We start from the raw sequence: 25,297 nt of genomic DNA, 5'->3' as shown, positions 1-25,297 counted from the left end.
GTCGGTACGGGGCGGCTTTACGGTGTGGGGCTCGGGCCCGGCGACCCGTCGCTGATGACCGTACGGGCCGTTGAGGTCATCGCCGAGGCGGATGTGATCGCGTACCACAGCGCCCGGCACGGCCGGAGCATCGCCCGCTCCATCGCCGAGCGGCATCTGCGGCCGGACCACATCGAGGAGCGGCTGGTCTACCCGGTGACCACCGAGACCACCGATCACCCCGGCGGCTACCGGGGCGCGCTGGACGACTTCTACGCCGAGGCCGCCGCCCGGCTTGCCGCCCACCTGGACGCGGGGCGCACGGTCGCGGTGCTGGCCGAGGGCGATCCCCTCTTCTACGGCTCGTACATGCACATGCACAAGCGGCTCGCCGACCGCTACCCGACCGAGGTGATCCCCGGGGTGACCTCGGTGAGCGCGGCGGCGGCCCGGCTCGGCACGCCGCTGGTGGAGGGCGAGGAGATCCTCACCATCCTTCCGGGCACCCTGCCGGAAGAGGAGCTGACGGCGCGGCTGGCGGCGACGGACTCGGCGGCCGTGATGAAGCTCGGTCGCACCTTCCCCACGGTCCGGCGGGCGCTGGAGCGGTCGGGGCGGTTGGCGGACGCGCGCTATGTGGAGCGCGCCACGATGGGCGGGGAGCGGACCGGGGCGCTGGCGGAGGTCGATCCGGAGTCGGTGCCGTACTTCTCGATGGCGGTGCTGCCGAGTCGGGTGGGGGCCGTGGCCGGTGACGGCGCGGTGCCTGGTGCGGGCGCGGCGGCCGGTGCGTCTGGTGCGGGCGCGGAGGCCGGTGCGGGCGCGGGGTCTGGTGAGGTCGTGGTCGTGGGGCTGGGGCCGGCGGGGCCGCTGTGGCTGACGCCGGAGGCGCGCGGGGAGCTCGCCGCCGCCGAGGACCTGGTCGGCTACACCACCTATCTCGACCGGGTTCCGGTGCGGCCCGGGCAGGTGCGGCACGCCTCGGACAACAAGGTGGAGGCGGAGCGCGCGGAGTTCGCGCTGGATCTGGCGCGGCGCGGTCGGCGTGTCGCGGTGGTGTCCTCGGGCGACCCCGGCGTGTTCGCCATGGCGACGGCGGTGCTGGAGGCCGCCTCGGAGGATCCCTACCGGGATGTTCCGGTGCGGGTGCTGCCCGGGATGACGGCGGCGCATGCGGCGGCCGCGCGTGCCGGGGCTCCGCTGGGCCACGACTACGCGGTGGTGTCGCTCTCCGATCGGCTCAAGCCGTGGGAGGTCATCGCGGAGCGGTTGGCCGCGGCGGCCGCCGCGGACCTGGTGCTGGCGCTGTACAACCCGGGGTCGCGCAGCCGGATCTGGCAGGTCGGCAAGGCCCGTGAGCTGCTGCTGGCGCACCGGGCGCCGGACACGCCGGTGGTGCTGGGGCGGGACGTGGGCGGGCCGGAGGAGAGCGTGCGGATCGTCCGGCTGGCGGATCTTGATCCTGGGCAGGTCGACATGCGGACCATTCTGCTGGTCGGGTCCTCGCAGACGCGGATGGTGCGGCGGGGGGACGGGACGCAGGTGGTGTGGACGCCGCGGCGGTACCCCGAACGCTGATCCGGTCCGGCCGCGGCCGGTGGTGGAGTCGGGCCCGTGCCGGGCCATCTCCTCGTGCGGCGAAGGCCACTGGTCGATCGCAGGATGCGGCCGCGTTTCCTTCGCCTTCTGCGGGGAGTGGCCCGACACGGTCCCTTCCGCCGTCGGCCCGCTGACGGTCGTCTCCCTCGCGGGATCGCACCGCCCGTCGGCCCGCTGAGGTCGCCTCCCCGGCGGGATCGCACCGCCCGTCGGTCCGTTGGCGGGCGAGTCAGGCCAGGGTCTGGCGGAGCCAGGTGGCGGCGGACTGGGGGTCGGGGGCTACCGGTACGCCCTCGGGGGTCGGGGGGCGTTGGACGACGACGACGGGGATTCCGGCTGCGCGGGCGGCGGTGAGCTTGGCGGCGGTGGCCCGGGCGCCGCTGTCCTTGGTCACCAGGACGTCGATCCGGTGGCGGGCCAGGAGGTCGGTCTCGCCTTCCAGGGTGAAGGGGCCGCGGTCCAGCACGACCTCCATGCGTGGCGGCTGCGGTGGCTCGGGGGCGTCCACCGAGCGGACCAGGAACCACAGGTCGGTGAGGTAGGCGAAGGTGGCGAGTCCCATGCGGCCGGTGGTGAGGAAGACCCGTTCCCCCAGGTCGGGCAGGAGGGTGGCGGCGTGGGTGAGTGAGTCGGCCGTGTGCCAGCGGTCGCCGGGGCCGGCCACCCAGCCGGGCCGGCGCAGGGCGAGCAGGGGAACATGTACCGAGGCGGCCGCTTGGGCCGCGTTGAAACTGATCGTGCCGGCGAAAGGATGGGTGGCGTCGATGACCGCGTCCACCTGGTGCTCGCGCAGCCAGCGGGCCAGGCCCTCGGGACCCCCGAACCCGCCGATCCGTACCTGCCCCGCGGGCAGTCGCGGCTCGGCGACCCGGCCCGCGAGGGAGCTGGTGACGCGCAGCCGCGGATCAGCCGCGAGCTCCGCTGCCAGCCGGCGCGCCTCGGTGGTGCCGCCGAGCAGCAGCACATGCCGGGTGGGTTGCGCCGAGGGGTGGCTCATGGGGTGCCTTCCGTGGAGTGTTCCGCTGCCCGTGCACCCTGCCATGCTGGTCGGGCGCGGTGTACGGCAGGCCCCCCGACGCGGTGGCGTGAGCCATGGCTGAGGCGCGGACGTCCGGGGGGCGGGACGCGCAGCTGGCGCGGACCGGGCTGCGGTCCGGTTGGACGACCGGGGCGTGTGCCACGGCTGCCACCACCGCGGCGTACACCGCGCTGCTCGGTGCGGAGTTCCCCGATCCGGTGACGATCACGCTGCCCAAGGGGCAGCAGCCCGCGTTCGCGCTGGCCGCCGAGCGGCTGGAGGCGGGGTTCGCGATGGCCGCGGTGGTGAAGGACGCGGGTGACGACCCGGACGTGACCCATGGGGCGCTGATCCGGTCCACCGTGCGGCTGCTTCCGGCCGGCAGCGGGGTGGTCTTCCGGGCGGGGCCCGGAGTGGGCACCGTGACCCGGCCCGGACTGCCGCTGCCGGTGGGTGAGCCCGCCATCAATCCGGTTCCCCGGCAGATGATGCGGGACCACATCGCGGCGGTGGCGGCCCGGCTGGGCGGCAGCGGCGATGTGGAGGTCGAGATCTCGGTGGACAACGGGGAGGAGATCGCCCGCAGCACCTGGAATCCCCGGCTGGGGATCCTGGGTGGGCTCTCCGTCCTGGGCACCACCGGCGTCGTGGTGCCGTACTCGTGCTCCGCGTGGATCGACAGCATCCGGCGTGGGGTGGACGTCGCGCGCGCGGCGGGGCGTACGCATGTCGCGGGGTGCACCGGTTCCACGTCGGAGAAGGTGGCGGTCGCGGTGCACGGGCTGCCGGAGGACGCGCTGCTGGACATGGGGGACTTCGCGGGCGCGGTGCTGAAGTATCTGCGGCGGCACCCGGTGGACCGGCTGACGATCGCGGGCGGCTTCGCCAAGCTGTCCAAGCTGGCCGCCGGCCATCTGGACCTGCACTCCTCGCGGTCCCAGGTGGACAAGGGCTTCCTGGCGGAGCTGGCACGCCGGGGCGGCGCGGACGAGGAACTGGCGGCCGCGGTGGCCGGGGCCAACACCGGGCTGGAGACCGTCCAGCTGTGCGCGGCGCGCGGCGTGCCGCTGGGTGATCTCGTGGCGGCCACCGCCCGCGACCAGGCCCTGGGCGTGCTGCGCGGGTCGCCGGTCGCGGTGGATGTGATCTGCATCGACCGTGCGGGGACCATCGTGGGCCGGGCGGAGTCGCGCGGCCCACGCTGACGCCTAGGGGGTGTCGCAGGGGGCGTGTGGCCGGTCGCGTTCCGCCGAGTACAGGTGGCTGTCGCGGAACTGCTCCGCGCCCAGGGTGCGGCCGACCAGGATGACCGCGGTACGGACCACGCCGGCGGCCTTGACCTGGTCGGCGATGTCGCTCAGGGTGCCGCGGAGCACCAGTTCGTCGGGGCGGCTGGCCATCGCGACCACGGCCGCGGGACAGTTGGGCCCGTAGTGCGGCAGGAGTTCGGCGACGACCCGGTCCACGTACCGGGCCGCCAGGTGCAGGACCAGCAGGGCACCGCTGCGGCCCAGGGTGGCCAGGTCCTCGCCCTCGGGCATGGGGGTGGCCTGCTGGGCGATGCGGGTCAGGATGACGGTCTGGCCGACCGTGGGAACGGTGAGTTCCCGCTTGAGGGCGGCAGCGGCGGCGGCGAAGGCGGGCACGCCGGGCACCACCTCGTACGGCACCCCGGCCGCGTCGAGCCGCCGCATCTGCTCGGCGACCGCGCTGAAGACCGACGGGTCGCCGGAGTGCAGCCGGGCCACGTCCTGGCCCGCCTGGTGGGCCCGCACCAGCTCGGCCGTGATCTGGTCCAGGTTCAGCTGGGCGGTGTCGACCAGCCGGGCCTCGGGCGGGCATTCGGCGAGCAGTTCGCGCGGCACCAGGCTGCCCGCGTACAGGCAGACCTGGCAGCGGGCGAGGGTGCGCGCCCCGCGCAGGGTGATCAGGTCGGCGGCGCCGGGGCCCGCGCCGATGAAGTACACCGTCATCGTTCACTCCTCAAGGGGCTCAACGGGGTCATGCGGGTTTGACCGCGGCCCACTGGGTGACCGGCATGGCCTGCCGCCATCCGGTGAAACCGCCGACCGGGACGGCGTGCGAGACGGCGATGCGTACCAGCTCGCCGCCGTGGTGCCGGTACCAGTCGGCGAGCAGCGCCTCGGACTCCAGCGTCACCGTGTTGGCGACGAGCCGGCCACCGCCGGGCAGCGCGTCCCAGCACACCTGGAGCAGCCCGGGGGCGGTGAGCCCGCCGCCGATGAACACCGCGTCGGGGGTGGGCAGCCCGGCCAGCGCCGCGGGTGCCGCCCCGGTGACGACCTGGAGTGCGGGCACACCGAGTGCGGCGGCGTTGCGGGTGATGCGGGCCGCGCGGACCGGGTCGCGCTCGATCGTGACGGCCCGGCAGGCGCGGTGCGCGCGCAGCCACTCCACGGCGATGGAGCCGGAGCCGCCGCCGACGTCCCACAGCAGTTCGCCGGGCGCGGGGGCGAGCGCGGCGAGGGTGGCGGCCCGCACATGGCGCTTGGTCAGCTGGCCGTCGTGCTCGTAGGCGTCGTCCGGCAGGCCGGGGACGGTGGAGAGCCGGGGCGAGGGGGCGGTGGGCGGGCATTCCACCGCGACGAGGTTGAGGGGGTCACCCGGCGGGTGCGGCCAGTCCTCGGCGGTGCCCTCGAGCACGCGCTCGCGCTCGCCGCCGAGTTGTTCCAGCACCCGCATCCGGGCGGCGCCGAAGCCGCGGTCCCGCAGCAGTCCGGCGACCTCGGCGGGAGTGCCGGCTCCGGAGCTGAGGACGAGCACCCGGCGCCGCGGGTGGAGCGCGGCGCCCAGCGATGCGAGCGGCCGCCCGACCAGGCTGACCACCTCGGTCTCCTCCAGCGCCCAGCCGAGCCGGGCGCAGGCGTGCGAGGCGGACGAGGGATGCGGCAGGACGTGCAGCGCCTCGGCGCCCACCGTCTCCACCAGGGTGCGGCCGATGCCGAAGAACATCGGGTCGCCGCTGGCCAGCACGCAGACCCGCCGCCCCTGGTGTGCGGCGAGCAGCCCGGGTACGGCGGGCCGCAGCGGCGAGGGCCAGGGCACCCGCTCCGCGGTGCATTCGACGGGCAGCAGGTCGAGTTGGCGCGGGCCGCCGATCACCGTCTGGGCCGCCAGCAGCGCTTCCCGTCCGGCCGGGGCGAGGCCGCGCCAGCCGTCGGCCCCGATGCCCACGACGGTCACGGCGGGTCGGGCGGGGCTCACGGGCACCTCTCGGCGGCGGTCGGGCGGCGCCGGACGGGGCCGGTGCGCGGGCGGGTTGAGTGGTCGGGCGGAAGGGAACTCTACTGTGACCTGCCACGACGTGCCGTCGCCGGGGTCGGGTCAGCCGGGCCGGCGGCGCAGTGCGCAGTCTCCGCACAGCCCGCCGCCGGGCACCCGGTAGTACAGACAGCAGCTGTCCCGGCGGAAGTCCCGCTCGGGGCCGAGGTGCCAGGTGCCGGTGTCCGCCAGGGGCGGAGCGGCGAGGAGCTCCCGGGCCAGGGCGACGGCCCGTTCGGCGGCCTCCGGACGGCCCCGGCTGTGGCACCAGCCGTACAGCACGCGCAGCGAACCGGCGAGCGCGGAGGCGGCGTTGCCCCACAGCAGCGCCCCGGAGACCGGGCAGGCCGCGCGCGTGGCGTGGTGCAGCGGCAGGAGGTGGGTGTAGACGGCCTGGCCCAGTTGCCCGGCGAGCCCGCCCGGTTCGCCCAGTGCCCGTACCGGGCCCGGCAGCCAGAGGTCGTCGGGGGCGATGCGGGCGGGGTTCCACCACAGGGCGTCCGGGCGCAGGTCGGGCACGCGGCCGGAGCAGGCGGCCGCGCCGAGGCCGAGGGACCACAACCGGGCGGCCAGCCCCTGGAAGACGAGGGAGGCGGCGACCCGGCGTTCGGCGGTGCGAAGGCTTGCGCAGACCGCGTCGATGCGGGAGTGCAGGGGGTGTCCGGCCGTGTCGCCGGTGGTGCGGTACGCCTCGCCGAGGGGTACGTAGCCCTCGGCGCGGGGCGTGCCGGGGTCGGGCGCGGCGTCCGTGCGCAGGCCGAAGAACGGGCCTGCGGCGGCGGCCTGATGCATGTCGTCCAAGGAACGCGTCAGCCGGCCGTCGTTCCGAAGGCGGTCAGCAGCCGGTCCGCGGCCAGGGTCGCGGTCAGTGTGCCCTCGCGAACCTGTTGTTCGAGCAGCGGGCCCAGGCGCATCACTTCCGGGTGCTCGCGCAGCCGGGTCAGCAGCTGGTCGTGCACCATCGACCAGGTCCATTCGACCTGCTGGTCCCGGCGCTTGGCGTCCAGTGCCCCGGTGGAGTCCAGGACCCTGCGGTGCTGCTCCAGCCGCTCCCACAGCACGTCCAGGCCGGTGCCCTCGCGCGCGCTGCACGTCAGCACGGGTGGGTTCCAGGGCGCGTCGGCGGGCTGCAGGAGCCGGAGCGCGCCGGCCAGTTCGCGGGCGGCGGACTTGGCGTCCCGCTCGTGCGGGCCGTCGGCCTTGTTGATGGCGACGACGTCCGCCAGCTCCAGCACGCCCTTCTTGATGCCCTGCAGCTGGTCGCCGGTGCGGGCCAGGGAGAGCAGCAGGAAGGAGTCGACCATGCCGGCCACGGCGGTCTCGGACTGGCCGACGCCGACCGTCTCGACCAGCACCACGTCGTAACCGGCGGCCTCCATCACCACCATGGACTCACGGGTGGCCCGCGCCACCCCGCCCAGGGTGCCGGCGCTGGGCGAGGGCCGGACGAACGCCGCGGGGTCGACGGCCAGCCGCTCCATCCGGGTCTTGTCGCCCAGGATGGAGCCGCCGGTGCGGGTCGAGGACGGGTCGACGGCGAGCACCGCGACCCGGTGGCCGAGACCGGTGAGCATGGTGCCCAGGGCGTCGATGAAGGTGGACTTGCCCACCCCGGGCACGCCGCTGATGCCTATCCGCCGCGCCCGCCCGGTGTGCGGCAGCAGGTCGATCAGCAGCCGCTGGGCCAGCTCGCGGTGGTCGGACCGGGTGGACTCCACGAGTGTGATGGCACGCGCGATGTACGCGCGCGACCCGTCGAGCACCCCCTTGACGTAGGCGTCGATGTCGATGGTCCGCCGGCGGACCGGCTTGGCGCTCACAGTTCGTGGCCGAGGTCCGCGGCGAGCGACCTGACCAGGTCGTGGGCGGCCTCGGGGACGACGGTGCCGGGCAGGAAGACGGCGGCGGCGCCGGCCTGGTGCAGGGCCTCGACGTCCTGCGGCGGGATGACACCCCCCACCACGATGGTGATGTCCTCCCGGCCCGCCTCGGCCAGTTGCTCGCGCAGCGCGGGCACCAGCGTCAGGTGGCCGGCCGCCAGCGAGGAGACGCCGACGATGTGCACGTCGGCCTCGACGGCCTGCCGTGCGACCTCCTCCGGCGTCTGGAAGAGCGGGCCGACGTCCACGTCGAAGCCCAGGTCGGCGAAGGCTGTGGCGATCACCTTCTGGCCGCGGTCGTGGCCGTCCTGGCCCATCTTGGCGACCAGGATGCGCGGGCGGCGGCCTTCCGCCTCCTCGAAGGCGTCGACCAGCCGGCGGGTCTTCTCCACGGCGGACGAGGATCCGGCCTCTTCTCGGTACACACCGGAGATCGTACGGATCTGGCCGGAGTGGCGTCCGTAGACCTTCTCCAGTGCGTCGGAGATCTCGCCGACGGTGGCCTTGGCACGGGCCGCGTCGACCGCGAGGGCGAGCAGGTTGCCCTCCAGGCCGGTGCCCGGCCCGGACTCGGCGGCGGCGGTCAGCGCGCGCAGCGCGTCCTGGCAGACCGCCTCGTCGCGCTCGGCGCGCAGCCGGCGCAGCTTGTCGATCTGCTGCGCGCGCACCGCGGAGTTGTCGACCTTGAGGACCTCGATGGCCTCGTCGCTGTCGACGCGGTACTTGTTGACGCCGATCACCGGCTGGCGGCCGGAGTCGATCCGCGCCTGGGTGCGGGCCGCGGCCTCCTCCACGCGCAGCTTGGGGATGCCGGCGTCGATCGCCTTGGCCATGCCGCCGGCCGCCTCGACCTCCTCGATGTGCTGCCAGGCGCGGCGTGCGAGGTCGTGGGTGAGCTTCTCGACGTAGGCGCTGCCGCCCCACGGGTCGATGACCCGGCAGGTGCCCGACTCCTGCTGGAGCAGGATCTGGGTGTTGCGGGCGATCCGCGCGGAGAAGTCGGTGGGCAGGGCGAGGGCCTCGTCCAGCGCGTTGGTGTGCAGCGACTGGGTGTGGCCCTGGGTGGCGGCCATCGCCTCGACGCAGGTGCGGGTGACGTTGTTGAAGACGTCCTGGGCGGTGAGCGACCAGCCGGAGGTCTGCGAATGGGTGCGCAGCGACAGCGACTTGGCGTTCTTCGGGTCGAACTGCTTGACCAGCTTGGCCCACAGCAGCCGGGCCGCGCGCAGCTTGGCGATCTCCATGAAGAAGTTCATGCCGATCGCCCAGAAGAAGGAGAGCCGGGGCGCGAAGGCGTCCACGTCCATCCCGGCGGCGATGCCCGCCCGCAGGTACTCCACGCCGTCCGCGAGGGTGTAGGCCAGCTCCAGGTCGGCCGTCGCGCCGGCTTCCTGGATGTGGTAGCCGGAGATGGAGATGGAGTTGTAGCGCGGCATCTTCTGCGAGGTGTACGTGAAGATGTCGGAGATGATCCGCATCGAGGGCTGCGGCGGATAGATGTAGGTGTTGCGGACCATGAACTCCTTGAGGATGTCGTTCTGGATGGTCCCGGCGAGCTTCTCCGGCGGTACGCCCTGCTCCTCGGCGGCGACGATGTAGAGCGCCAGGACCGGCAGCACGGCCCCGTTCATCGTCATCGACACGCTCATCTTGTCCAGCGGGATGCCGTCGAAGAGCTGCCGCATGTCGTAGATCGAGTCGATGGCCACGCCGGCCATGCCGACGTCGCCGGTGACCCGGGGGTGGTCGCTGTCGTAGCCGCGGTGGGTGGGCAGGTCGAAGGCGACCGACAGGCCCTTCTGGCCGGCCGCGAGGTTGCGGCGGTAGAAGGCGTTGGACTCCTCGGCGGTGGAGAAGCCCGCGTACTGCCGGATGGTCCACGGCTGGTTGACGTACATCGTCGGGTAGGGGCCGCGCAGGTAGGGCGCGATGCCCGGGTAGGTGCCGAGGAAGTCCAGGCCGGCCAGGTCCTCGGAGGTGTAGAGCGGCTTGACGCCGATGCCCTCGGGGGTGTCCCACACCAGGTCGTCGACGTCCTTGCCGGTGGACTCCCGGAGCGCGGCGCGCCACGCCTCGGCGTCCCTCGCACCGTGCGGCTCGCCCGGTCCTTGGAGGTCGACGGAGGTGAAGTCCGGGATCATCGCGCCACTCCCATGATGTCGAGAGCCGAGGTGAGGACCTCGACCGCGTCGCAGCCCGCGAAGACGAAGGCGTCCACGCCGGCCCGCTCCAACTCTTCCCCGAGCTCGCCCGGACGGCCGGCGAGGTACACCTGAGCCGCGCCGGCGGACTTCAGCCGCGCCGCGACCGCCGCCGCCTGCTCGGCGTAGACCGTGTCGCTGGAGCACAGGCAGGCCACTCGGGCACCGCTGGCGGCGAAGGCCTCGGCGGCCGTCTCGGCGGTGACGGTCACCGGGTCGTGTACGGCCTCGATGCCGCCGGCGGAGAAGAGGTTGGCGGCGAAGGAGGCGCGGGCGGTGTGCGCCGCTGCCGGGCCGAGGGCGGCGAGGAAGACCCGCGGGCGGGTGCCCTCGGCCAGGGCGGCGTCGGTGCGCGCGCGCAGGGCCTCGTACCCCTCGTCGCGGCGCACCCGCGGCAGCCCTCCCCCGCCGAGCGGGGCGGGGGCCGCCTCGCGCTCGACCGGCTGCTCGGTGAGGTTGGGGTACTCGCTGACGCCGGTGATCGGCTCCTTGCGGCGGGCCAGGTCGCGGGAGCGGCGCGCCCAGGTGGCGGCGAGGCGGTCGGCGACGAGCCCGCTGCCGAGAGCTTCGGCGAGGCCGCCGGCGGCCTCGATCTCCTGGAACCAGGCCCAGGCGGCGTGCGCCACCTCGTCGGTGAGCCGCTCGACGTACCAGGAGCCGCCCGCGGGGTCGATGACCCGGGCCAGGTGCGACTCCTCCAGCAGGATGGTGGAGGTGTTGCGGGCGATGCGGCGGGCGAAGTCGTCCGGCAGGCCCAGCGCGCTGTCGAAGGGCAGCACGGTGACGGAGTCGGCGCCGCCCACACCGGCGCCGAGCGCGGCGACGGTGGTGCGGAGCATGTTCACCCAGGGGTCGCGGCGGGTCATCATCACCGGCGAGGTGACGGCGTGCTGGCGCTGGGCGCCGCCGCTCGCCCCGGACACCTCTGCCACCCGCGCCCACAGCCGCCGGGCGGCGCGCAGCTTGGCGATGGTGAGGAACTGGTCGGCGGTGGCCGCGTAGCGGAATTCGAGCTGGTCGCAGGCGGCGTCGACGGAGAGTCCGGCGCCGGTCAGCGCGCGCAGGTACGCCACGCCGGCGGCCAGCGAGGTGCCGAGCTCCTCGGCGGTCGAGCCGCCGGCCTCGTGGTAGGGGAGGGCGTCGACGGTCAGGGCGCGCACTCCGGGGTACTGGCGGTCGGCGAGCCGGGCCAGCTCGGTGGCGGCGGTCAGCTGGTCCGCGAGGTCGGCGTGGCGGCCGGTGCGGGCGGCCAGGCCCAGCGGGTCGGCGCCGAGGTTGCCGAGTGCGGCCTCGGGCGGCAGCTGCCGGTCGGCGTAGAGCCGCAGCAGGGCGCGGGCCGCGGGTTCGAAGTCGGCCCCGGCGTCCAGGATCACGGGCGCCAGGTCGAGGTAGACGCCCTCCAGGGCCTGCCCGAGTCCGTCGACGGGGACGCCGTGGGCGCCGACCGCCAGCCACACCGAGGAGGCGCCGTTCTCCAGGTCGGCGAGGACGGCGGCGTTGGTGCGCCGGGGGTCGGGGTGGGCGTGTCGCTGGCGCACGTCCCAGCCGGAGACGGCGGAGCCGTGCGGCCTGGCACCTCGGACAAACGGGGCAAATCCCGGATATCCGACGTCGGCGGAGGCATCCTGCGCGGTGTACAGGGGGCGCACGGAGACGCCGTCCTGGAGCGCGGTTGCCAGCGCCTCTTCGGCGTCCGCGCCAGAGGCATCCGTGGTGCCTGATTTGCGCAGAACGCCTTCGACAAGGTGTTGCCACTGCTCCCGCGTCGCATCCGGGAACTCGGCGGCCAGGGGAAGCCCGTCGGGCAGGACCGTCATGAACCGAAAGGCTAGTGGGCCCCGTCAGAGCGGCGCAGCGGTGGCGCCTGTGACCTTGCCCTCGTTGATCACGTGACGCGCGCAACTCGCGGCCACGGGCGGAGGGGGCCCATAAGTACGCGTGGCCCGCCCGGTGCGACGGGGGATGCACACCGGGCGGGCACGAGCACCTTTTTACCGCATGGAAGTGGGGTCATGCATCAAAAACGTGTTCGCTTTTGGATTCACCAGGAAACTGGGAGCGAAATCAAGCCACGCGCACGAATGCTGGGCCGCCAGCGCAGCTGATCCCGCGGAACGCCGAGGGAAAGCCGCGGAAAGCGGTCCAGCAGGGTGCTGAGCGCGATTTCGGTCTCCAGTCGGGCCAGCGGTGCGCCCAGGCAGTAGTGGATGCCGTGGCCGAGCGCAAGGTGACCGGAGTGGCCATGATGTGGATTCAGGCGTTCCGCTGCCGGGAATCGGTCCGGATCCCGATTGGCGGAGGCGATGGACAGCAGCACGGTCTCCCCCGCCGGCACGGTCACTCCGCCGATCTCGATGTCCTCCAGGGGGAAGCGGCGGATCGCCAGGGGGCCCGGTCCGTCGAAGCGGGCGAACTCCTCGACCGCGGCGGCCATGCCCTCCGGCCGCGCGCGCAACTCCGCCAGCAGATCGGGGTGGTCCAGCAGGGCCAGCACGGAGTTGGCGATCAGGTGGACGGTGTTCTCGTAGCCGGCGAAGAGAATCAGGAAGGCGAGCGAGGTGAGCTCGTCCTCGCTGAGCCGGTCGGCGCCCGCGCCGCCTCCGGCTCCCCCGCCGTCGCCGTTGTCCTCACCCTCGTCGTCCCGGACGGCGATCAGGTCGGAGAGCAGATCGTCGCCCGGCGCGGCCCGCTTGCTCGCGATCAACCCGGTGTAGAAGCGCAGCATGTGGCCGACGGCTTCCTTCGCCAGCTCCGGGCGCTGTGGGTCGGGAACGACCATCGCGTCGGTCCAGGCGCGGAAGTCCGGGCGGTCCCTCTCCGGTACGCCCAGCAGGTCGCAGATCACCGTGATGGGCAGCGGACCCGCGTAGCGGGCGAGCAGGTCCGCGCCGCCGTCGGCTTCGATGGCGTCGAGCAGCTCGTCCGCGATCCGCTGGATCGGTTCCCGCAACTTCTCTATCCGGCCCGGGGTGAACGCCTTGACCACCATCCGGCGCACCCGGGTGTGGTCCGGCGGGTCCATGTTGAGCAGGTTGGCGTCGAGCGCCGGCGGCAGGGCGAAGCCGCGGTAGTTGCCGGGGAGGGCGTGCCTGCGGTCGAGCGCGAGGCGCGGGTCGGCCAGCCCCTTGCGGACGTCGTCGTACCGGGTGACCAGCCAGGCCGTCTGCCCGTCGGGGTAGCGGATCCGGTGCACCGGACCGGCCTCGCGCAGCTCGGCCAGGGCCGCGTACGGGTCGGGGATCAAGGTGGCGGTGTCGATCGGTTCCGGGGCGGCGGGGGTGGCGGAGTTCTGCATGAATCCCGACTCTAGACGCTGGAAGATCAAGCCGGTCCGGGGGTTCAGGACAAAGCGGGACGGCGCGGGACGGCGGTCGGCGGGGCGGCGGGGCGGCGGGGCGCGGAAGGACCGCCGGGGGCGGGCGCGTTCGCCGCTCGCCCGCGCGGCGGCGGGAAACGGCAGGGGCGGCGCCGGGTTTCCCCAGCGCCGCCCTGTGCCACAGGCGGCCCCGACCCCCGTCCAGGGCCGCCTCGCTTGCGGGCCTCAAGGTCATCGGCCGTGCGCGGCGGCTGCCTCCCGCAGCTCACCGAGCACCTCGTCGACCAGAGGCAGGTGGTAGACATCGGCGACCCTGGCCAGGTGCTCGTGCTCCTCGGCCAGCTCGGCGCCGGTGGTCACCACCACACTGTCGGCGCTGGAGGCGGGAAGGTGTCCCAGCGCCTGATTGTGCAAACCACGGCGGAGCGCCACGGCTTCCACGACGGCAGCAAGCTGCCAATCCGGCACGCCGGCCTGCCGTGCCTTGACTCGGGCCAGATCGAGAGTCTCCGCTTCCACGTGGCGCCGGACGCCGCGCTGGACGTCGCGGATCTCGGCCATCTGCCGGTTCGCCCGCCACTCCAGGTCGGCGAACGGCCACCACCTGGACCAGCGTGGCTGCCCGATGGACACCTCCGGCGCCTGATCGGTGACCGCCCGCCACAGCGGCTGGAGCCGGCGGAGTCTGCGCCAGGCGGCGACCCGGGGGCCGACGGCCGGGATGGAGAAGCCGGACAGGACGAGCAGCGCGGCGACCGAAGCGGTCAGCGGGGCCACCCCGTTGGAGAGCCAGCCCTGCTCCCGGCCCGCCCAGGAGCAGACGAACCCGATCAGCTTGCACAGGCAGTAGACCAGGCCGAGCCAGCAGCCCACGGCGAGCACCCGCAGGCCGCGGGCCAGCCAGGAGCCCTCCAGGCGTGCGGCGTAGCGCGGGCACAGCGCGCCCAGGCCCGCCAGCGCGACCGAGAAGATCGCCAGGTACAGGACGAGGAAGGTGACGACGCCGGGGGCGTCGGCGTACGCGGTGCTGAAGTCCCGGGGGTGTTCGACGGCGTCGGGCCGGCCGACGGCGAATCCGGTGACGGCCACGGCCCAGACCGCGCCGGTCCCCGCCACCACCCACCGCGGCCGGATCTTCGAACCGGTCCAGCGCAGCAGCAGGACCAGCGCGCCGGTGGCGAAGACGACCACGGAGGAGTAGAGGAAGACCATGGCCAGGTTGGCCACGCCCACCAGGCGGTCGACCCAGCGGTAGACGCTCGGCGCGGAGAGCAGGAAGACATTGGCCACGCCGCCGGTCATCACACAGGCCAGGCCCAGGTCGGCATTGGCGCGGTCGCGGAACCAGGCCCGCGACTTGTAGCCGACGATGGTCCAGGCGGCGGCCCCGAAGCAGAGGTACACGAGGTCAAACACGCGGGCCTCCCCCGGGTGCCGGGCCCCCGCCCGGGCCCTGGGAGCTGCCACCGCGCACGTGCCGCAGCGCGGGGCCGAGCGCCGCGGCCAGTTCGGCGGCGCGGCCGGTCAGCGGCAGGCCCTCGTCCGGCGCGGTGGGCACCACGTGCTCCATCAGCAGCGTGCCGAGCACCTCGGTCTCGCGCTCGGTGAGGTTGTCGTAGCAGTGGTGGCGGGCGAAGCCGGGGGTCAGGCCCATCCGGCGCATGGCGGTGGCCACGTCCATGCTGGGCGCCCACATCCGCAGGGCGTCCTCGGTGACCGCCGGGTCCTGGTCGTGGCCGAGGAGGAGATGCCCGACCTCGTGCAGCACGATGTGGATCTGGTGCCAGGGAGAGGTCGCCTGCTCGTAGAAGACCCAGTACTCGTCGTCGGTGCTGGCGGTCATGCCGGAGACCACGCCGCCCAGGCTCATCGGCACCAGCCGGACCGGGCGGCCCACCCGGCGCGCGACGATGTCGCACAGGCCCCGCAGATCGGTCGACGCGGGCAGCCCGAGCTCATCGATGAGCCGCTTGCACTGCCGTCGTATTCGCCCCACTCGCATGCCTGCACCGTCCTCGGTTCCGGTTCCTCGCCAGGAGTAGAACAGCTGGTAAGTGTCACCGTCCGGGGCGATCACTCGACGCCTCACCGTCCGATGCGGCCGGCCCGGGAGGATCCGGAGGGAGGTTCATCTGCTGCCGGAACTGGGAGATGATCGTGGTGAGGCTGTCCTGGACCTCGGGCGGCAGACCCACGGCGCGCAGCGCGATGCCGCGCACCCGCTGGTCCCGCATGGCGACGAGGAAACGCACCTCTTCCTCGACCCGCTCGGCCTGTGACGCGGAGAGGTCGCCCAGGAGATAGCCGACCGGCACCGCGAAGAACTTCGCCAGCGCGCGCAGCACCTCGGGGCTGGGATTGGTGCGCTTGCCGTTGCGCAGCATCGACAGATACTGCTCGGTCAGGCTCACGCCGCCGTATTCCGCGCCGCCGCTGATTTCCTCGGCCACATGGGCGTTGGTGTAAGGGGAGCCGGGCGGGTGCATATGGGCGAAGAGATAATTGAGCCGGTCCGCCAGCGGGCTGTCCCCGGCGTCCGGCGATCCGTTTCCACCGAGCACCATTTCCGTCCCTCCCCTCGAAAACTCTCACGGCTGGTTAAGGCGAGCGCCTCACCGAAGCGCATCCTGCCATGGAGATTACGGGCTGCACCAGTCCAGCCGGGTGGCCCCGCCTGGTCGACTTAACCACCAGTTGGTGAACGTCACGGCGCCGAGCACCACGGATTGCGGCCGCGCCCGGGTACCGCGCAGTGCACCCCGGCACCGCGCTCGCCCGCGATCCGGGCCACCTCCGCCGCCTGGCTCCGCGGCACCGCGTAGACCAGGTGGCAGAAGGCGTCCGGCGGGTGCCCGGCCGTCCAGCCGGGCACCTCGGCGCGCCGGTACGCCGCCCAGTCGCCCTCGAAGGTGACGAGCAGGTCGGCGAGGTCGGCGTAGCCGGGGTCGGGGTGGGTGCCGGGGTTCAGCACCACCGTGCCCGCGCCGAGCAGGCGCGCGGCCCGGGCCAGCCGGCGGTAGTGGCCCAGCGCCTGGGCCCCGGTCGCCGCCTGATCGAGGAAGACCCCGTCCACCCGGTACCAGCGGCGGTGCCTGCGGACGTCGGCGAGCACCGCGCGGGCCGGACGGCGGCCGTACGCGGTGTCGACGTAGCCGAGCAGCGGCACACCCGCCGCGCGCAGCCGGGCCGCGGCCGCCGCGAAGACCGGGTCGCGGCGGCGGCCCGGCCCGTCCGCGGTGTTGAGCACCACCCCGTACAGCCGCCCGGCCGCCCGCTCCAGGGCCGCCCAGGCGCCCGGATCCACGGCCGGATGGACGTACAGCGGTACCAGCAGCCGCGACTGACGGCTCGTCCGCTCCGTCACCGGGGCGGCGCCTCGGCCACCGGCGCGGTGGCGGCCGGGGCGGTGGCGGCCGGGGCGGTGGCGGCCCACAGGTCGGCGACCGAGCACGAGAAGACGTGCCGGGGCCGCCAGCCGAGGGTACGGGCCGCTGCCGCGATGTCCGCCCGCTGCCAGGAGACCGAACCGGACCGCTGGGAGCCGGCCGTCGAGGCCAGCGCCTCCTCGATCCGGCCGCGGAAGCCGGCGGCGCGCACCAGTTGTTCGGCGACCGCCCGCACCGGCCGGGCCGTACCGCTGGCGACGTTGAGGATCCGGGGCAGCCGGCCGGGGGTGGTGGCGGCGAGCGCGGCGGCCTGTGCCACGTCCCGCACATCGATGAAGTCCCGGTGTGCGGAGAGGTCGCCGACCCGCACGGTGGCGTCCCGCGCGGCCCGGCGCAGCTCGGCGGCGAGCCGCCCGGGCAGGCCGGCCACCGGCGCCCCGGGGCCGATGGGATTGAACACCCGCAGGACGACGGCATCCAGCGAGGAGTCCACGACGGCGAGGGTCCCGGCCAGCTTGGTGGCGCCGTACATCGTCACCGGGCGGGCCGGTGTGGATTCGCTGATGGCGAGGTCGCCGCTGGTGACGCCGTACTCGGCGGCCGAGCCGAGGTGGACCAGGCGGGCCTCGGGGGCGGCCGTCCACAGCGCTTCGGCGAGTACGGCCGGGCCGCGGGCGTTGACCTCGGCCAGCCTCGGCGCGCCGCCGCCGACCGCTCCGGCGCAGTTGACCACCGCGTCCGGGGCGAGGTCGCGCAGCTGGGCGGTCAGCCGCCGCGGGTCCGCGGTGGCGAGGTCGACACGCAGATCGGCGCCGGGTGAGCGGCCGCCGTCCAGCACCGCCACGCCGGCGAGAGCGCGCAGGTGCCGGACGGTGTGGCCGCCCAGGAAGCCGGTGCCGCCCAGGACGAGAATGCGCACGGCGACGACTCACGCTCCCTTGATCAGCATGCTGCGACGGCTGGTGAATTCCGCGTTGGCCCGGTCGTAGTCGTCGGGGCGGCCGATGTCCAGCCAGTAGCCGTCGAACTCGTAGGCGTGCGGCGGGGTGCCCTCCTTCAGCAGGTCCAGCACCAACTCGTCGAATCCCAGCGGCAGTCCGGGGGTGTAGCGGGCGAGGGCGTCCCGGCAGACGCCGTAGACGCCCATGGAGACCCGGTAGTCCATGCTGGGCTTCTCGGCGAAGTCCACCACCCGGCCCGATTCGGTGGTCAGCACCCCGAAGTCGATGTTCACCTGGCGGGCGTAGGTGGCGATGGTCAGCGGCGCGCGGGCGGCGGTGTGGGTGCGCAGCACGTCGCCGAAGTCGAGGTCGGTGAGGACGTCGCCGTTCATCGCCAGGAAGTGTTCGGGGAGCCGGTCGAGCATGGTGAGCAGCGGGCCCATGGTGCCCAGCGGGCTGTCCTCGGTGGTGTAGCCGACCCGCAGGCCCCACTGTGAGCCGTTGCCGACGTAGGCGCGGATGATGTGACCGAGGTGGCCGATGGCCAGGGTGCAGCTGGTGAATCCGGAGGCGGCGAGCTGGCGCATCACGATCTCCAGGATCGCGTGCTGCTCGCCGATGGGGACGAGCGGCTTGGGCAGCGCGGTGGTGTAGGGGCGCAGCCGGACGCCTTTGCCCCCGGCCAGGATGACTGCGTGCATGGGGATCGGTTCCTCTCCTTCTGGTCCTTCGGGTCCTTCTGGTCCTTCGGGCGTGGTCAGACGTTGTAGATGCCGGTCTTGTAGCGGGCGAGGTTCGCCGGATCGCGGAAGAAGTCGATGGTGTGCCGCAGTCCGTCCTCCAGGCTGTGCCGCGGGGCCCAGCCGGTGGCCGCGCGCAGCCGGGAGGCGTCGGCGACCAGCCGCATCACCTCGGAGGCGGCCGGCCGGATGCGCTGCTCGTCCTCGCGGATCTCGATGTCGGCGTCCATCAACTTGCCGATCAGGGAGACCAGGTCCGCGACGGAGATCTCCTCACCGGTGCCGGAGTTGAAGGTGCGGCCGACGACCTGCTCGGCGGGGGCGGTGCCGGCGGCGAGGAACGCGGCGGCGGTGTCCTTCACATAGCTGAAGTCACGGGTGGGACGCAGGTCGCCCAGCACGATCCGCCGTTCTCCGGCCGCGATCTGGCCGATCACGGTGGGGATGACGGCGCGCATGGACTGGCGCGGGCCGAAGGTGTTGAAGGGCCGCAGGGTGACGACCGGGGTGCCGAAGGAGGCGTGGTAGCTGTCCGCGAGCCGGTCGCCGCCGGCTTTGGAGGCGGCGTACGGCGACTGGGTGTTGATGGGGTGGTCCTCGCTGATCGGCACGGTCTGCGCGGTGCCGTAGGTCTCGCTGGTGGAGGTGTGGACCAGGCGCGGGATGTCCCGGTGGCGCACCGCCTCCAGCACGTTGAGGGTGCCGGTGACGTTGGTCTCGATGTAGCTGTGCGGTGCCTGGTAGGAGTACGGGATGGCGATCAGCGCCGCCAGGTGGTAGACGGTCTCGGCGCCGCTGACCAGGGTGGCCACGCTGCCGGGGTCGCGGACGTCGCCGAGCTGGATGTCGACCTCGGCGAGCAGGTCGGCGGGGAGGGTCTCCAGCCAGCCGTAGGAGGAGAAGGAGTTGTACTGGACCATCGCGCGCACCCGGTGGCCGGCCGCGACGAGCGCCTCCACCAGGTGGGAGCCGATGAATCCTTCCGCGCCGGTGACGGCGACCGTCATCGGGGCCGGGGCCGGGGCGGACGCGTCCTCGGTGAGCGGTGCGGAGGCGTGCTGGGAGGCGGGTGTGGACGCGGACATGGGCATGTCGGGCTCCGTTTCTGTCGGATGAGGTGCGCGGGCCCAAACGGGCCGGCGTGTTGGCGGATCGGGCACGCGGGCCCGGCGGGCCGGCGTGTGCGGTGCGGCTGCTGGTGCGAGTGGTCAGCGGTGGGTGGTCGTCCGGCCGAGCGTCGCGGCGGCGGCGCTCAGCAGGACGGCGGCGGCCCCGGTACAGGCCAGGAGTTGCACGGTGGTCGGCGCGGCGGCGTCCCGGGCGAGCGCGGCGGCCTCGGCGCCGGCCGCGGCCAGGCACACCAGGGCCGGTGGCCACGCGGTGCCGAATGCCTGGAGCAGCAGGCCGGTCCACAGCACCGCGCCCAGGGACAGCAGGGCGAGCAGCCGGGGGCCGTCGAGCGGCGGGGAGTCGCCGGGTACCGGCCACAGCAGGTGGGCGGTGCAGGAGAGCAGGGCCAGCGCGGCGAGATACCCGGTGAGGCTGAGCAGCAGTACCCCGCCCGCCCGCCGGAAGAGCACGGCCGGGGTGCGGCTGCGGGCCAGGGCGGCGAGCGCCCGTCCGCGGCAGCGGTGGAGCAGCCATTCGGCGGCGCCCATGCTGAGGGTGAGAGCCACCACCAGCGGCCCGGCCACGGTCGCTGTGGCGCTGTGCCGCAGGTGGTCGCCGAGGGCCGCGATCATGGTGAGCACGCCGCAGCCGAGGCCGAAGAGTCCGTAGGGCACCGATGCCCGCAGCGGCGGACCGGACCGGCGGCGGGCCGGGCGGGGGCCGTCCGGGCCGGTGGCCCCGGCGCGTACCGTCTCGCGGACCGCCGCCCAGCCGACGGCGGCGAGGGTGGCCAGCAGCAGGGCGGCGCGCGCCGCCGGCGGCGGCGTGTACAGCGGCAGCAGGGCGGCTCCGGCGACGGTGGGCAGCAGCGTGGCCAGCAGCAGGAGTTCCCGGCCGAGCACCAGCAGCACGGTGGCCGCCGCCAGGTAGCCGGCCTGGCCCGCCGCGAAGGCCAGGGCGCCGCCCGGGGCGGGCCAGGCCAGCGCCGCGGCCGTGGCCAGCAGTGCTCCGAGCGGGGCGCCCAGCAGCAGGGACCGGGCGGCCGCGGCCCGGCCGCCCAGCGCCAGGGCGGTGAACGCGCGATGGGCGAGCGCCTGGTTCCAGGCCCAGCCGGCCAGGGCGGAGGCGGCCAGCGCGGTGCTGCCCGCGGGCAGGCCCAGGTGGTCCGGTGGCGCGCTCAGCAGCGGGGTGCCGAGCGTGTAGCCGAGGCCCGGCAGGGTGAACACCAGGCCGCGCAGCAGGAATCGGCCGGGTCCGGCCCGCCAGGGGTCGGGGCGCGGCGGCGCCTTGGGGTAGTGGCGCACGGAGCGTTCGTAGAGCTCGGCGGCGAGTTCGAAGGTGTCGCGCCGTCCGTAGCGCTCTTGGACCTGTTCCGCGGTCAGGCCGTCGGCTTCCAGGACGGCGGCGATCTCGTCGGGGTGCACCGCCGGGCCGCACACCTCGGTGAGCTCCGCGACGAGTTCGTCCACCGGGTCGACGGCCCAGCGCGGCCTGCGTCGCGGGGCGTCCGCGGGGCGGTGCGGTGCTCCGGCGGGCCGGTGCGTGGCCAGGTCGGTGGCCGCGGTCGTGTCGGGGACGAGCCGCAGTAATCCGCTCACCGCCGGCCTCCCTGGGCCAGGGCGATCGTGGGGGCCGACACCACCGGGGTCAGGGCGTCGCGGCGGTCGGCGAGTTCGCGGTAGATGTCGCGGAAGGCGCTGATGGTCTGCCGGAGGGTGAACTGCTCGATCACCCGCAGCCGGGCCGCCTCCCCCAGCCGGCCGCGCAGGCCCGGGTCGCGCAGCAGTCGCACGGCGGCCTCGGCCATCCGCTCCGGGTCGCGCGGCGGCACCACCAGGCCGGTGTCGCCGACGGCCTCGCGCACTCCGCCGACGTCGGTGGAGATGGTGGCGCGGCCGCAGGACATGGCTTCGATGAGGGTGAACGGGAATCCCTCGCTGATGCTGGAGAGCATCACGACGTTCCCCGCGGCGTAGGCGTCGCGGATGTCCTGTACCCGGCCCTCGAAGGTGACGGCGTCGCCGACGCCGAGGTCGGCGGCGAGCCGCTCGCAGCTGTCGCGGTAGCTCTCGGCGCCGCGCGGGGTGCCTCCGAACAGCCGCAGTCGCGTCCCCGGTATCTCCGCGGCGACGAGCGCGAAGGCGCGGATCAGGGTGGTCAGGTCCTTGATCGGATCGATGCGTCCGGCCCAGCTGAGGGTGGGTGCCTGCGGTTCCGGCCCGGCGGGCGGGAAGGCCAGGGGGTCCACTCCGTTGTAGACGGTGCGTATCCGTTCCGGTGGTGTGCCGCCGTGTTCCTCCCAGCGGCGGTTGTAGCGGTTGCCCGGGGTGACCAGGGCGGCGCGCCGGTAGCTCTCCCGGGCCAGCAGCCGGTAGAAGCCGAGCAGCAGCGCCTTCACCGGCCAGCTGTACGGCTCGGCCCGGCTGCCGAGGTAGCGCTCGCGCAGATAGACGCCGTGTTCGGTGAGGAGGAAGGGCGTGCCGTGGCGATGCGCGCCCAGCAGGCCGGGGAGTGCGGCCAGGCCGCCGCTGACCGCGTGCGCGACCCCGGTCGCGGGTGGTTGTACGGCGAGCGGGCGCAGCGCGTGTTCCAGCAGGTCGGTGGCGGTGAGCGCGTCGTGCAGGGTGGGGCGGGCGGCCGCGGTGGGCAGCCCGGGGTGGTTCCAGATCCGGGTGAGCGCGCGGGTCGCGGACTCCGAGCGCAGAGCGGCGGACAGGGTGCCGGATGTGGCGTACTCGGCCAGGGCGTACAGCTCCTCGGCGAAGGCGCGTTCGGGGACGGCGGCGGGGCCCGGGTCAACGGTGCGGACGGCGGCGGGACCGGCCGGGCCTGGTTCGGGGACGGGTTGCAGCAGGGCGTGAAGGAAGCGTTCGTAGTGGGTGAGGAAGCGGCGCATCGCCGGTCCGCGCGGCTCACGGGCGGTGGACGCCGGGCCCCACAGCGGCAGCTGCTCGATGGAGCGGACGTTGGCGGGTGGCTGCCAGTGCAGCGGTTCCCGGCCGGTGCCGGTGATCGCGATGACGTGGAAGTCGGTGTCGGGCATTCCCTGGACGAGCTGGTCGCACCAGACGCTCACCCCGCCGTGGTGGTGCGGGTAGGTGCCCTCGGTGAGCAGGGTCACCGAGGTGGTGCCGAGTGCGGGCTCGGCGAGCGGTCCGCGCATGACGGTTTCGTTTCTCTCCCGGCTCGGTGGACAGTCAGTTCGGGGGGTGGCTGTTCTCCGGGATGGTGGTTCTCAGGGTTCTCGGGGACGGTGGTTCTCAGGGCTCTCGGGGACGGTTGTTCGCGGGGACGGGTGTTCAGGGGACGGCTGTTCTCCGGGACGGTCGGCCCGCGGCTCAGGCACCGCGTCTTCTCGGGGAGGGCCGTGTTCACGCCACGGCGAGTCGGCCCGGACCCTTTCGCGGGCGGGTCAGCTTGCGGCGGGGGCGGGCCCGTAGGGCACCGGGTCGCTGACTCCCTCGGGCACCGGAAGTTCGTCGGCGGGCTCGGACACCGGGGTGGCCCCTGCCGGGGCGGAGGCGGCGCCGGGGGTGGCCTCGGCGGGCAGGCTGTAGCTGACGCTGGTCTGCAGCAGGGCGGGCGCGGCCCAGCCGGAGCGCAGGCCGGCGTAGGGGCTGCCGAAGGCGGTGTCGCCCAGCAGGCGGTTCAGCCGGGTGCCGGTCGGCATGGTCGCCGGGACGTCCACCCCGTCGGGCGCGGTGACGGTGACCGTGGAGCCGATCCGGTAGGCGGTGACACGTCCGCCGTCCAGGGCGGCGTCCCAGGCGGCGCGCCGGCGCAGTTCGGTCCCGATGTCCTTCATCCGCTGGTTGACCAGGGGCGTGTTGTCGGCGAAGAGGCCGTCGTAGTCGGTCAGGATCCGGTCGAGGGCGGGGTAGGCGATCCGGTCCTCGGCGAGGTTGGACTGGTGGATGAAGTGCGGACGGGGGTCGTTGGCGAGGGCGTGGCCGAGCGCGATCCGGCTCTCCACCGGCACGATGTACGTGCTGTAGCCGGTGGCCGCGTCCAGCGGGGCGTCCAGGCAGCGGGTGTTGGCGGCGGTCTCGCACACGCCGCTGCCGCCGTCGGCCTTCCTGGTGTAGATCCAGTTGTACTCGTCGACCTGTTCGGATGTCCGGCCCGCGTTGTAGAAGATGTTCATCGGGTGGCGGGGGACGGTGAGGGCCGGGCCCAGGGTCCGCTGCTGCTTCTCGCGCGAGGCGTCGCTGCCCAGCGAGGAGACGCCGGTGTAGGTCAGCGCCGTGCTGAGGTTGGGGTTGTCGGCGGGCTGCTGCGGCAGGATCTTCAGGCCGGAGTGCTCTCCGGTGATCAGCTCGGCCCGGTCGAGGGCGAGGTTGTTCCGTCCGGCCCAGGCGAGGTTGTCGTTGATCTGCGCGGTGATGGTGGACAGCGGGGTCCAGCGGGTGCGGCCCAGGGAATCGGTGGCGCACTTCCAGGGGACGACGGTGGTGTCCTGGACGCACCCCAGGAAGGGGTGGTTGTAGGTGTGGTTGATCCAGCGGAAGCCGCTCTGGTCGGCGAGGAGCTGCTGGGCGAGCGGGTCGCTGCCGGCGTTCTCCTCCTTGTACGCCTCGCTGCCGCCGCCGTTGAACGCCATGTCCAGGGTGAAGCCGCGCGAGAGCGACCACTCCTTGGCGTAGGTGGCGTCGGCCGCCGTCATCCGGATGGGGTCGTTCTCCACGCCGTCGCCTGCGCTGCCGCAGTCGAGGTCGCCTGGGGTGCAGTTGAGGTCGGTGTCCCAGCGGTCGTCGGCACCGAAGACGTCGTCGATGTGCACGGCGAGGTAGTTGCGGTCGGCTCCCAGGTGGATGCCCTGGGTGGCCCATTCGACGATGCCCCGGGCCAGCAGCCGGTACTGCCGCTGGTGCTGGTTGTAGACGAAGGTGACGACCAGCTCCCGGCGGCCGTCGCGGGCGTACTCGCCGACCAGCGAGCCGCGCGCCGCGCTGCCCGGGATCGGCGCGTCGACGTAGGAGGTGAAGGTGGCCCCGTCCTGCTGCCGGTCCAGCGGCACGGCGAGGTAGCCGTAGCTCTCGGCGATGGCGGGGTCGTTGTCCTCGAACGGAACGCGGCCTTCGAGGTAGCCGAAGGCCGCGGCGCCGGCGGTGGTGACCTGCGCGGTCTTCCCGTCCAGCGTGCCGATGTAACCGGGGTCCTGGGCGTAGTTGAGGCCGACGGCGGGGCGGGCGTAGGTGTAGGCGTCCACCTGCCGGATACCGAACCGCTTCTCGTACGCGACCAGTGCCGCCATCTCGGCGGAGCCGTCCCCGAAGGGGTTGTCGTTCGGCACCACCACGGCCTGGTATTTGGCGCGCGGGCGTCCGCCGACGGTGTCGCCGAGGAAGGCCGCGTCGATCACCGGGCGGCCGGCGGCGCCGAGGTCGACGGTGGTGTACGGGGTGCCGGCGCTGTCGAGTTCGGCGGCGATGGCCTCGGTGGCGGGGCCGCCGTCGGAGACGACCAGCACGCGCAGGTCGATTCTCGGGGTGGGCTCGACGGCGTTGGCGCCGGTCGAGGGCAGGGCGACGGTGAGCAGGGCTGCCGCCGCGCATGCGGCGGCGAGGCGGGTCGCAGGACCCATGGTTGTCTCCCCCCGGGCCGGCACCCGCGCAGGGGTGATGACCGGCCGTGTTCGATGGTGCGTGGGCAGGCCGAAATCACACGGGCCACGCAGGATGTGAGTGAGAACTCGAAGTTCGGCTTCCGCGACGGCCGGGGCTCCCCTCCCCGGCTGCACACCCCCAGGTTCAGCGTCGGCCACGGTCATGCCCGTGCCCTGACATGCGGCCGAAGCCGAAGCCGCACGCCATATGGTGCGGCATGTCCGAACTGATCGACCGGT

Annotated in this window: 20 protein-coding genes; 2 read left to right on the top strand and 18 right to left on the bottom strand. The window is 73.8% G+C overall.

Features of this window, described 5'->3' with window-relative positions; translation table 11 throughout:
* Positions 1–54 precede the first annotated feature (54 nt).
* Complete coding sequence (gene cobJ / locus AC4BDD_RS28065; RefSeq protein WP_490691965.1) at positions 55–1,557, top strand: precorrin-3B C(17)-methyltransferase; 1,503 nt, start codon at positions 55–57, stop codon at positions 1,555–1,557.
* Between the two features lie 250 nt (positions 1,558–1,807).
* On the opposite strand, the gene AC4BDD_RS28060 is transcribed toward cobJ, so the two are convergent.
* Positions 1,808–2,575: a cobalt-precorrin-6A reductase gene (locus AC4BDD_RS28060; RefSeq protein ID WP_490688255.1), complete on the bottom strand. Its 768-nt coding sequence runs from the start codon at positions 2,573–2,575 to the stop codon at positions 1,808–1,810.
* Between the two features lie 95 nt (positions 2,576–2,670).
* On the opposite strand from AC4BDD_RS28060, the gene AC4BDD_RS28055 reads away from it, so the two are divergent.
* Positions 2,671–3,801: a cobalt-precorrin-5B (C(1))-methyltransferase gene (locus AC4BDD_RS28055; RefSeq protein WP_490688254.1), complete on the top strand. Its 1,131-nt coding sequence runs from the start codon at positions 2,671–2,673 to the stop codon at positions 3,799–3,801.
* Positions 3,802–3,804: 3 nt separating this feature from the next.
* Here AC4BDD_RS28055 and cobM read toward each other — a convergent pair whose 3' ends face one another.
* The 17 genes from cobM to AC4BDD_RS27970 all read right to left on the bottom strand — a co-directional run bounded on the left by cobM (position 3,805) and on the right by AC4BDD_RS27970 (position 25,036).
* Positions 3,805–4,569: a precorrin-4 C(11)-methyltransferase gene (gene cobM, locus AC4BDD_RS28050; RefSeq protein ID WP_490688253.1), complete on the bottom strand. Its 765-nt coding sequence runs from the start codon at positions 4,567–4,569 to the stop codon at positions 3,805–3,807.
* Positions 4,570–4,597: 28 nt separating this feature from the next.
* Positions 4,598–5,827, bottom strand: coding sequence for a precorrin-6y C5,15-methyltransferase (decarboxylating) subunit CbiE (gene cbiE / locus AC4BDD_RS28045; protein WP_490688252.1), 1,230 nt, complete (start codon positions 5,825–5,827; stop codon positions 4,598–4,600).
* 114 nt (positions 5,828–5,941) lie between these two features.
* Complete coding sequence (locus AC4BDD_RS28040; RefSeq protein ID WP_490688251.1) at positions 5,942–6,670, bottom strand: (2Fe-2S)-binding protein; 729 nt, start codon at positions 6,668–6,670, stop codon at positions 5,942–5,944.
* Between the two features lie 17 nt (positions 6,671–6,687).
* Positions 6,688–7,698 (bottom strand): methylmalonyl Co-A mutase-associated GTPase MeaB, encoded by a 1,011-nt coding sequence (gene meaB / locus AC4BDD_RS28035; RefSeq protein ID WP_490688250.1) that lies wholly within the window; start codon positions 7,696–7,698, stop codon positions 6,688–6,690.
* The gene (gene scpA / locus AC4BDD_RS28030) at positions 7,695–9,899 is read right to left on the bottom strand and encodes a methylmalonyl-CoA mutase (RefSeq protein ID WP_490688249.1); all 2,205 of its coding nucleotides are present in this window, start codon (positions 9,897–9,899) and stop codon (positions 7,695–7,697) included. The genes meaB and scpA overlap by 4 nt, the downstream gene beginning before the upstream one ends.
* Entirely contained in the window at positions 9,896–11,776 is a 1,881-nt protein-coding gene (gene mutA, locus AC4BDD_RS28025) for a methylmalonyl-CoA mutase small subunit (protein WP_490688248.1), read from the bottom strand. The genes scpA and mutA overlap by 4 nt, the downstream gene beginning before the upstream one ends.
* 224 nt (positions 11,777–12,000) lie before the next feature.
* The gene (locus tag AC4BDD_RS28020) at positions 12,001–13,254 is read right to left on the bottom strand and encodes a cytochrome P450 family protein (RefSeq protein WP_490688247.1); all 1,254 of its coding nucleotides are present in this window, start codon (positions 13,252–13,254) and stop codon (positions 12,001–12,003) included.
* Positions 13,255–13,506: 252 nt separating this feature from the next.
* Complete coding sequence (locus AC4BDD_RS28015) at positions 13,507–14,691, bottom strand: MAB_1171c family putative transporter (protein ID WP_490688246.1); 1,185 nt, start codon at positions 14,689–14,691, stop codon at positions 13,507–13,509.
* Positions 14,684–15,277, bottom strand: coding sequence for a hypothetical protein (locus AC4BDD_RS28010; RefSeq protein WP_490688245.1), 594 nt, complete (start codon positions 15,275–15,277; stop codon positions 14,684–14,686). Before AC4BDD_RS28010 ends, AC4BDD_RS28015 begins: the two co-directional genes overlap by 8 nt.
* A 55-nt stretch (positions 15,278–15,332) precedes the next feature.
* Entirely contained in the window at positions 15,333–15,839 is a 507-nt protein-coding gene (locus AC4BDD_RS28005; RefSeq protein ID WP_490688244.1) for a helix-turn-helix domain-containing protein, read from the bottom strand.
* A gap of 140 nt (positions 15,840–15,979) precedes the next feature.
* Positions 15,980–16,639: a spherulation-specific family 4 protein gene (locus AC4BDD_RS28000; protein ID WP_490688243.1), complete on the bottom strand. Its 660-nt coding sequence runs from the start codon at positions 16,637–16,639 to the stop codon at positions 15,980–15,982.
* Entirely contained in the window at positions 16,636–17,580 is a 945-nt protein-coding gene (locus AC4BDD_RS27995) for an NAD-dependent epimerase/dehydratase family protein (protein ID WP_490688242.1), read from the bottom strand. The genes AC4BDD_RS28000 and AC4BDD_RS27995 overlap by 4 nt, the downstream gene beginning before the upstream one ends.
* Before the next feature lie 9 nt (positions 17,581–17,589).
* On the bottom strand, positions 17,590–18,303 hold the full coding sequence (locus AC4BDD_RS27990) for a nucleotidyltransferase family protein (protein ID WP_490688241.1): 714 nt from the start codon (positions 18,301–18,303) through the stop codon (positions 17,590–17,592).
* A gap of 56 nt (positions 18,304–18,359) precedes the next feature.
* On the bottom strand, positions 18,360–19,349 hold the full coding sequence (locus tag AC4BDD_RS27985) for an SDR family NAD(P)-dependent oxidoreductase (protein ID WP_490691964.1): 990 nt from the start codon (positions 19,347–19,349) through the stop codon (positions 18,360–18,362).
* Between the two features lie 201 nt (positions 19,350–19,550).
* The gene (locus AC4BDD_RS27980) at positions 19,551–21,050 is read right to left on the bottom strand and encodes a hypothetical protein (RefSeq protein ID WP_490688240.1); all 1,500 of its coding nucleotides are present in this window, start codon (positions 21,048–21,050) and stop codon (positions 19,551–19,553) included.
* The gene (gene pelF / locus AC4BDD_RS27975) at positions 21,047–22,615 is read right to left on the bottom strand and encodes a GT4 family glycosyltransferase PelF (protein WP_490688239.1); all 1,569 of its coding nucleotides are present in this window, start codon (positions 22,613–22,615) and stop codon (positions 21,047–21,049) included. Before pelF ends, AC4BDD_RS27980 begins: the two co-directional genes overlap by 4 nt.
* Positions 22,616–22,864: 249 nt before the next feature.
* Complete coding sequence (locus AC4BDD_RS27970) at positions 22,865–25,036, bottom strand: hypothetical protein (RefSeq protein WP_490688238.1); 2,172 nt, start codon at positions 25,034–25,036, stop codon at positions 22,865–22,867.
* Positions 25,037–25,297: the final 261 nt, after the last annotated feature.

The sequence above is a fragment of the Streptomyces sp. JLBT605 genome, from assembly GCF_058215555.1.
This window is presented reverse-complemented; position numbering and strand designations above follow the sequence as displayed.

Excerpts from the sequence above, each read along its gene's own strand:
- cobJ (WP_490691965.1), top strand. The coding sequence starts at position 55 with ATGACCGTACGGGCCGTTGAGGTCATCGCCGAGGCGGATGTGATCGCG.
- AC4BDD_RS28060 (WP_490688255.1), bottom strand. The coding sequence starts at position 2,575 with ATGAGCCACCCCTCGGCGCAACCCACCCGGCATGTGCTGCTGCTCGGC.
- AC4BDD_RS28055 (WP_490688254.1), top strand. The coding sequence starts at position 2,671 with ATGGCTGAGGCGCGGACGTCCGGGGGGCGGGACGCGCAGCTGGCGCGG.
- cobM (WP_490688253.1), bottom strand. The coding sequence starts at position 4,569 with ATGACGGTGTACTTCATCGGCGCGGGCCCCGGCGCCGCCGACCTGATC.
- AC4BDD_RS28040 (WP_490688251.1), bottom strand. The coding sequence starts at position 6,670 with ATGCATCAGGCCGCCGCCGCAGGCCCGTTCTTCGGCCTGCGCACGGAC.
- scpA (WP_490688249.1), bottom strand. The coding sequence starts at position 9,899 with ATGATCCCGGACTTCACCTCCGTCGACCTCCAAGGACCGGGCGAGCCG.
- mutA (WP_490688248.1), bottom strand. The coding sequence starts at position 11,776 with ATGACGGTCCTGCCCGACGGGCTTCCCCTGGCCGCCGAGTTCCCGGAT.
- AC4BDD_RS28020 (WP_490688247.1), bottom strand. The coding sequence starts at position 13,254 with ATGCAGAACTCCGCCACCCCCGCCGCCCCGGAACCGATCGACACCGCC.
- AC4BDD_RS28010 (WP_490688245.1), bottom strand. The coding sequence starts at position 15,277 with ATGCGAGTGGGGCGAATACGACGGCAGTGCAAGCGGCTCATCGATGAG.
- AC4BDD_RS28005 (WP_490688244.1), bottom strand. The coding sequence starts at position 15,839 with ATGGTGCTCGGTGGAAACGGATCGCCGGACGCCGGGGACAGCCCGCTG.
- AC4BDD_RS27990 (WP_490688241.1), bottom strand. The coding sequence starts at position 18,303 with ATGCACGCAGTCATCCTGGCCGGGGGCAAAGGCGTCCGGCTGCGCCCC.
- AC4BDD_RS27985 (WP_490691964.1), bottom strand. The coding sequence starts at position 19,349 with ATGACGGTCGCCGTCACCGGCGCGGAAGGATTCATCGGCTCCCACCTG.
- pelF (WP_490688239.1), bottom strand. The coding sequence starts at position 22,615 with ATGCGCGGACCGCTCGCCGAGCCCGCACTCGGCACCACCTCGGTGACC.
- AC4BDD_RS27970 (WP_490688238.1), bottom strand. The coding sequence starts at position 25,036 with ATGGGTCCTGCGACCCGCCTCGCCGCCGCATGCGCGGCGGCAGCCCTG.